The following is a 7,129-nucleotide window of genomic DNA, read 5'->3' on the forward strand; positions in this document are numbered from 1 at the left end:
CTTGGCGCCGTGCTCGACGGCGACCTCGACCAACCGGACGGAGTTCGACGAGTTGCGCGAGCCGACCACGATCATCAGGTCGACGTCCGGTGCCATCTTCTTCACCGCGATCTGCCGGTTCTGGGTGGCGTAGCAGATGTCGTCGCTCGGCGGGTCCTGCAGCTTCGGGAACCGCTCGCGCAACCGGCGTACGGTCTCCATCGTCTCGTCGACCGAGAGCGTGGTCTGGGACAGCCAGACGACCTTCTCGGGATCGCGGACCACGACGTTCGGCACGTCGCCGGGGCCGTCCACCAGGTGCACGTGCTCCGGGGCCTCGCCGCTGGTGCCGATCACCTCTTCGTGCCCGTCGTGACCGATCAGCAGGATGTCGTAGCCGACGGCGGCGAACCGCTTCGCCTCGTGATGCACCTTCGTCACCAGCGGGCAGGTCGCGTCGATCGTCTTGAGTTGCCGCGCGGCAGCCTCCTGGTGCACCACCGGGGCCACGCCGTGCGCGGAGAAGATGACGGTCTCGCCCTCGGGCACCTCGTCGGTCTCGTCGACGAAGATCGCGCCGCGCGCCTGCAGGGTCTGCACGACATGCTTGTTGTGCACGATCTCCTTGCGCACGTAGACCGGCGGCCCGTACAGGTCGAGCGCCTTCTCGACCGCCACCACCGCCCGGTCGACGCCGGCGCAGTAGCCACGTGGCGCCGCGAGCAGGACCCGCTTGGTCACGGGAGCGGTCGTCGTACCGATGGCTTCAGTCACGGGCCCCATGCTACGGGCCGCGTTCCACCCCCTCAGCCCGAGCCGGTACTACGGATCCGCAGCGCGCGGGTTGCCTCCGGCAATAAACCGTGAACGAGGGACCGCCCACCCTGTCCGAGCGGTCCCTCCAGGAGGTGTTCATCGGATCAAGGATGACCCGGGACATCCCTTGCCCGCAAAGGGTTTACAGCCTTCCGATAGATAAGTACAGCGAGGCCGCAGCTTCAGCACCCAGCACCCGGAGCGATCTTTCGGTGACGCTGAGCTGCAGCCGGAATCCCCGCACTCTGGGTCGGCGAGCTGTTGACTTGCGTCCCCGGTCGCTGGACTCTGCACAAAGATGCACCGTCGACCGGGGAGGGCGACATGCGTAGATCTCCTGTTTTCGCGGCAGTACTGGCACTTGCCGCGGGGGCGCTGGTGGTGGGTCCACCGGCAACCGCCGCGCCGGGCCAAGGGGGCGAGGGGGGCCTTGAGGTATACGTCGGCGAACTGGCCCCGGACCAGCTGCAGAAGCTGGCCGCACTCGGCCTGGACCACGAGGACATCGCCACCGGCGAGGCCGCGAACGGCAAGGTCGAGGTAGAGGCAGTCATCACCGACCTCCAGGCCGAGAAGCTGCGCAGAGACGGGGTCGAGCTGGCCGTCAAGGTGGTCAAGGGCAAGAAGGCCTCCGAGGAGGCAGCCCGGCTCGCAGTCGCCGGCAACACCGTCTACCGCTCGTACAGCGAGGCCGGTGGTATCCGGGACGAGCTGGTCGCGACCGCCCGGGCGAACCCCGGGCTGACCAAACTGGTCAGCATCGGCAAGTCTCTCAAGGGCCAGGACATCCTCGCGCTCAAGGTGACGAAGGGTGCCCGCCAGCTCAAGGACGGCAACCGACCGGCGGTGCTGTACGCCGCTGCCCAGCACGCTCGCGAGTGGATCACCCCCGAGATGGTGCGCCGGCTGATGCACCACTACCTGGACGGCTACGGCAGCAACGCGGACCTCACTGCACTGGTCAACACCACCGAAGTGTGGTTCCTGCCGGTGGCGAACCCCGACGGCTACGACCTCACCTTCACCGTGGACAACCGGCTGTGGCGCAAGAACCTGCGCGACAACAACGGCGACGGCGCCATCACCGGCACCGACGGCGTCGACCCGAACCGCAACTTCGCGGTCAAGTGGGGCTACGACAACGAGGGCTCCTCCCCCGATCCGAGCAGCGAGACCTACCGCGGCACCGGCCCGAACTCCGAGCCGGAGACCAAGGCGCTCGACGGTCTGCTCAAGCGGGTCCGCTTCAAGGAGCTCATCAACTACCACTCCGCCGCTGAGCTGCTGCTGTACGGCGTCGGCTGGCAGGTGAGCACCCCCTCGCCGGACGACGTGATCTACGAGGCGATGGTCGGCGACGACGCCCACCCGGCGGTGCCCGGGTACGACCCCGACATCTCCGCTGAGCTCTACACCACCAATGGCGAGACCGACAACCATGCGTCGGTCAGGTACGGCACCCTCGCCGTCACCCCGGAGATGACCACCTGCCAGACCGCATCGGCGTCGAACCCCGACGACGAGTGGCTGCCCGAGGACTGCGTCAGCGGCTTCAGCTTCCCCGACGACGAGGAGCTGATCCAGGCCGAGTTCGCGAAGAACATCCCGTTCGCGCTCGCTGTCGCGAAGTCGAGTCACGATCCGGACGACCCGGTATCGGTGGTCGGACGCACGGCGGCGGACCTGGTGGTCGACCCGTTCCCCGTCTCGTACGGCACCACCCAGCCGGTCGCCGTAACGGCGAAGCGGGCGCTGAAGGACCTGCGGATCAACTACAAGGTCAATGGCGGCCGCACCGTCGACGACAAGGTCGCGGAGTGGAAGGGCGGCGAACGGTACGGTGACGGCTCCAACGGCTACTACGCCGAGTTCCGCGGGACGGTGCGCCGTACCAGGCCTGGCGATTCGGTCGAGGTCTGGTTCACCGGCGTCAAGCCCGGGAAAGGCAGGGTCTCGAGCGAGCATTTCAGCTACAGGGTCGCGACGGACATCGGCGGGAAGGTGCTGATCCTGGCCGCTGAGGACGTCACGGGCGCCAGTCCGGCCCAGGGCGTGACGAGTGCCAAGTACGCCGACGAGTACGCCGCCGCGCTCACAGCGGCCGGCCGTACCTCCGACGTGTACGACGTCGACGCGAACGGCCGGACGGCACCGCATCACCTCGGTGTGTTGTCGCATTACAAGGCGGTGGTCTGGGAGCACGGCGACGACATCGTCACCCGTGAGGTCGGCCAACCCGCCGGCACAGCGGCCGAACTGGCGCTGGATCTCGAACTGACGGTCCGCGACTACCTCAACGAGGGCGGCAAACTGCTGTACACAGGCAAGTACGCCGGCTTCGCCAGTGGCGCGGACGGGGCCTACTGGTACAACCCGTTCGAGGAGGAGCAGGGCGAGTGCACTGTGCTCGAGTACCCCTGCCTGCAACTACTGAACGACTTCCAGCAGTACTGGCTGGGCGCCTACAACTACGTCGACGACAGCGGCACCGCCGCCGACGGCAACCCGTTCGCGGTGTCGGGTGTCGCGGGCGCATTCAACGGGTTCGCCGGCACGTTCAACGGTGGGGATTCGGCGGGCAACCAGGACCACACCGCCGCATTCCTGATCACCTCGAGCTTCCTGCCGCCCGCGCAGTTCCCGCAGTTCGCGAGTTCGGCGGCCTTCAAGTGGCAGCGGCCGGGCGCGGCGCCGTTCGAGCCGTTCACCGGTGATTGGTATCTCTACAGCCAGCGGGCGGACGTGAGCTACAAACGGCTGACCCGCACCGTCGACCTGACCGGCGCGGCCGCCGGCGCACTCTCCTTCAAGGCGTCGTACGACACCGAGGCCGACTGGGACTACCTGATGGTCGAGGCGCATACCGTCGGGCAGGGCGACTGGACGACGCTGCCGGACACAGGAGGGCAGACGCAGCAGGGAACCGGCGAGAGCTGTCCGGGCGGGTGGGTGGCACAGCTGCACCCACACCTGGCGCACTACCAGAACGCGGCCTGCGAACCGACCGGCAGCAGCGGGGTGTGGAACGCCGCCACCGGCAGGAGCTCCGGCTGGCAGGACTGGAACGTCGATCTGTCAGCGTTTGCCGGCAAGCAGGTCGAGGTCTCGATCAGCTACGTCAGCGACTGGGGCACGCAGGGTCTTGGGGTCTTCGTCGATGACGCGAAGGTCACGGTCGATGGTGCCACCGCGTCCGAGACGTCTTTCGAGTCCGACCTGGGCGGCTGGACGGTGTCCGGCGCGGCCGAGGGCTCCGCAGCGAATCCGAACGACTGGATCCGCTCGCAGACCGCCTTCGACGAAGGCGCCGGCGTGACCACCCGGGACACGGTGTTCGTCGGGTTCGGTGCCGAAGGACTCACCACCCAGGCGATGCGCAACGACCTGATCCGCCGGTCGATGGAGCACCTGCTCAGGTAAGCGGTCGGTAGGCGTCCGTCCAGCGAATCCAGGAACGAGCGGTCGTAACGATTGACCTCGTCGTCGACGGGCATGGCAGGATTTTAGGGCCGCCGACGGTCAATCTGGATGGCGTGGGCGTGCATTGTCTGACTAAAGTCAGAGAATGGGTCGAGGAGCTGTCGGGTTCATCGGGATCGGGTCCATGGGCGAGCCGATGGCGTTGCATGTCGTTCGGGCTGGTTTTGACGTGCTGGTCTGGAATCGGACGGCTGCCAAGACCGCGTCGGTTGTGGCTGCGGGGGCCAAGCTTGCGGACGATGCCGATCAGGTGTTCGCCACGGCGGACGTCATCATCCTGATGCTGGCCAACGGGGCCGCCATCGATGCCGTGCTCGGCCGTGGCGAGGAGAGTTTCGTACGGCGGGTTGCCGGTCGCACGATCGTCCACATGGGGACGACGTCACCGGAGTACTCGCTCGGGCTCGAGACGGATCTGGTCGCCGCCGGCGCGGCGTACGTGGAAGCGCCGGTGTCGGGATCGCGCAAGCCTGCCGAAGCGGGGCGGCTGCTGGCTCTCCTGGCCGGCGATCCGACCGCGGTGGAGAGGGTCCAGCCGATCATCGAGCCGATGACCGCCGCCACGTTCGTCTGCGGCGCGACGCCTGGAGCGACCCTGATGAAGCTTGCCGCGAACATCTATCTGATCGGCGAGGTGGTCGCGTTGGCCGAGGCGACCCACTTCGCCGGCCGAGCCGGGCTCGACCTCGCGCTGTTCGACGAGATCCTGCAGTCCGGTCAGATGGCGAGCGAGATCACCCGGGTCAAGACGCCGAAACTGATCGCCAGGGACTTCGCCCCGCAGGCCGCTGTCGTGAATGTCCTGGACAACAACCACCTCATCGCCGAGGCCGCACAAGCTCGCGGGATCGCGGTTCCGCTGATCTCGTTGTGCCGGGCGTTGTTCGAACAGGCCCTGGAAGCGGGCCATGGGGACGACGACATGGTCGCGGTGGTCACCTCGATCGAGGCTCAGTCGCGCCTGCAGTAGAAGCCCGGCGGCGCGTCATCCACAGGGGCGGAGAGGATTGTCGGTCGGTGCCCGTAGAGTCGCCGGGTGGCTTTGGAAACCTCGCCGGATGCGCCCGCAGCCGTTCGCACGATCGCGAACGGCATTGCCAGCTGGATCAACCAACTCGGCGCCGTCTGGGTCGAGGGGCAACTGACGGACGTGTCGATCGGCCGAGGCACGACGACGGTGTTCGGCACCCTGCGCGACACCGATGCCGACATCTCGCTGCGATTCACCTGCAACCGGAGGGTTTTCGAGGCGGTCGAGCCGCCCGTCACCGATGGTTCCCGCGTGGTGGTGAACGCGAAACCGAACTTCTTCGCCCGGCGCGGCACGCTCGCCCTGGCGGTCAACGAGATCCGGCATGTCGGCATCGGCGAACTCCTCGCCAGGATCGAGCGCCTGAAGCAACTACTTGCCGCCGAGGGACTGTTCGCGGCGTACCGGAAGAAAGCGTTGCCGTTCCTGCCGCACACGATCGGGTTGATCTGCGGACGTGACTCGGCCGCCGAACGCGACGTACTGGAGAACGCGAAGCGCCGCTGGCCCGCGGTCGCGTTCCGGGTCGAGTACGCGTCGGTGCAGGGTCCGTCAGCGGCCGGAGAGGTGATGACCGCGCTGCGCCGGCTGGACGCGGACGAGTCCGTCGAGGTGATCGTGATCGCCCGCGGCGGTGGTTCGCTGGAAGACCTGCTGCCGTTCTCGGACGAGGGGCTGATCCGGGCGGTCTCGCAGGCGAAGACCCCGGTGGTCAGTGCGATCGGGCACGAGCCGGACTCCCCGCTGCTCGATCTGGTCGCCGATCTGCGGGCGTCGACGCCTACCGATGCGGCGAAACGGATCGTGCCTGACGTCCGCGAGGAGCTGGACGGGGTTCGACTGCTGCGCGAGCGTGGGTTGCGCGCGGTGACAGCCTGGCTGGATCGCGAGGTGCACGCACTGGCCGCGATCCGCAGCCGACCTGCGCTGGCCGCGCCGACGACCGACCTGCAGCGGCGGTCCGATGAGATCGCCGCGTTGGTGGAGCGCAGTCGCAGGACGCTGACCCACCGTCTCGACCGCGCGAGCGACGACCTGACGCACCGCTTGGCGAGTGTGCGGGCCTTGTCCCCCAAGGCGACACTCGAGCGCGGGTACTCCGTGCTCCAGCTCGCCGACGGCACCGCGGTACGGGAGGTCGACCAGGTGTCGGCAGGTGATCGGCTGCACGCGCGGGTCAGCGACGGCCGGTTCGACGTGGAAGTTACCTCGAAGGAGAGCAAGTGAGCACCGACCGGCCGGAGATTTCGTACGAGCAAGCTCGCGAGGAGCTGGTCGAGGTGGTCCGCAAGCTCGAGGCGGGCGGCACCAGCCTCGAGGAATCCCTCGCCCTGTGGGAACGCGGCGAAGAACTCGCCGCCACCTGCCAGCAATGGCTCGACGGCGCCCGCAAACGCCTCGCCGAAGCCCAAGCCGCCCACCAGGAGAAAAAAGACTGAACCGCAGCTTCGACATTCGGTCGGCTGGACAAGAAGATCTGCACGGCGCGGCCGTCGCACGAGTCGCGAGCTGGCGCGCTGCCTTCACCGGCCTCGTCCCGCAGGACTTCCTGGACGCGATGGATCCGGCATCGATCGCGTCATCGTGGACCGACAGCATTGCCGCCGGACGTTCCCGCCTGTACGTCGCTGACGTCGGTGGAGGGCAGATCGTCGGCTATGCCGGGGTCGGACCCGAAAGAGACACGGCGGCGCCAGACAACATCGGGAGCTCTATGCGTTGTTCGTCCATCCGGACTGGTGGGGTTCGGGCGTCGGACGGTCACTGACGGACGCGGCGATCGCCGACCTCCGGGCAGCCGGCTGCATCGAGGTCTGGCTCTGG

5 protein-coding genes and 1 pseudogene are annotated in these 7,129 nt (G+C 67.8%); 5 read left to right on the plus strand and 1 reads right to left on the minus strand.

The window, feature by feature from the left end:
* Positions 1–762, minus strand: a 762-nt coding sequence (locus VFG33_RS38840; RefSeq protein ID WP_325058040.1) for a 4-hydroxy-3-methylbut-2-enyl diphosphate reductase, incomplete at its 3' end; no start/stop codon positions are given.
* A gap of 357 nt (positions 763–1,119) precedes the next feature.
* Between VFG33_RS38840 and VFG33_RS38845 the strand changes: the two genes are divergently transcribed.
* From VFG33_RS38845 to VFG33_RS41350, 5 genes and pseudogenes are all read left to right on the plus strand, one after another.
* The gene (locus tag VFG33_RS38845) at positions 1,120–4,215 is read left to right on the plus strand and encodes a M14 family metallopeptidase (RefSeq protein WP_325058041.1); all 3,096 of its coding nucleotides are present in this window, start codon (positions 1,120–1,122) and stop codon (positions 4,213–4,215) included.
* Positions 4,216–4,360: 145 nt separating this feature from the next.
* Positions 4,361–5,245 (plus strand): NAD(P)-dependent oxidoreductase, encoded by an 885-nt coding sequence (locus VFG33_RS38850; RefSeq protein ID WP_325058042.1) that lies wholly within the window; start codon positions 4,361–4,363, stop codon positions 5,243–5,245.
* A gap of 66 nt (positions 5,246–5,311) precedes the next feature.
* Positions 5,312–6,532, plus strand: coding sequence for an exodeoxyribonuclease VII large subunit (gene xseA / locus VFG33_RS38855; RefSeq protein WP_325058043.1), 1,221 nt, complete (start codon positions 5,312–5,314; stop codon positions 6,530–6,532).
* Positions 6,529–6,744 (plus strand): exodeoxyribonuclease VII small subunit, encoded by a 216-nt coding sequence (locus VFG33_RS38860; protein WP_325058044.1) that lies wholly within the window; start codon positions 6,529–6,531, stop codon positions 6,742–6,744. The genes xseA and VFG33_RS38860 overlap by 4 nt, the downstream gene beginning before the upstream one ends.
* Before the next feature lie 259 nt (positions 6,745–7,003).
* Positions 7,004–7,129, plus strand: a pseudogene (locus tag VFG33_RS41350) (GNAT family N-acetyltransferase); the annotation flags it as partial.

This window comes from Kribbella sp. (assembly GCF_035687465.1).
In the GTDB taxonomy this organism is placed as follows: domain Bacteria; phylum Actinomycetota; class Actinomycetes; order Propionibacteriales; family Kribbellaceae; genus Kribbella.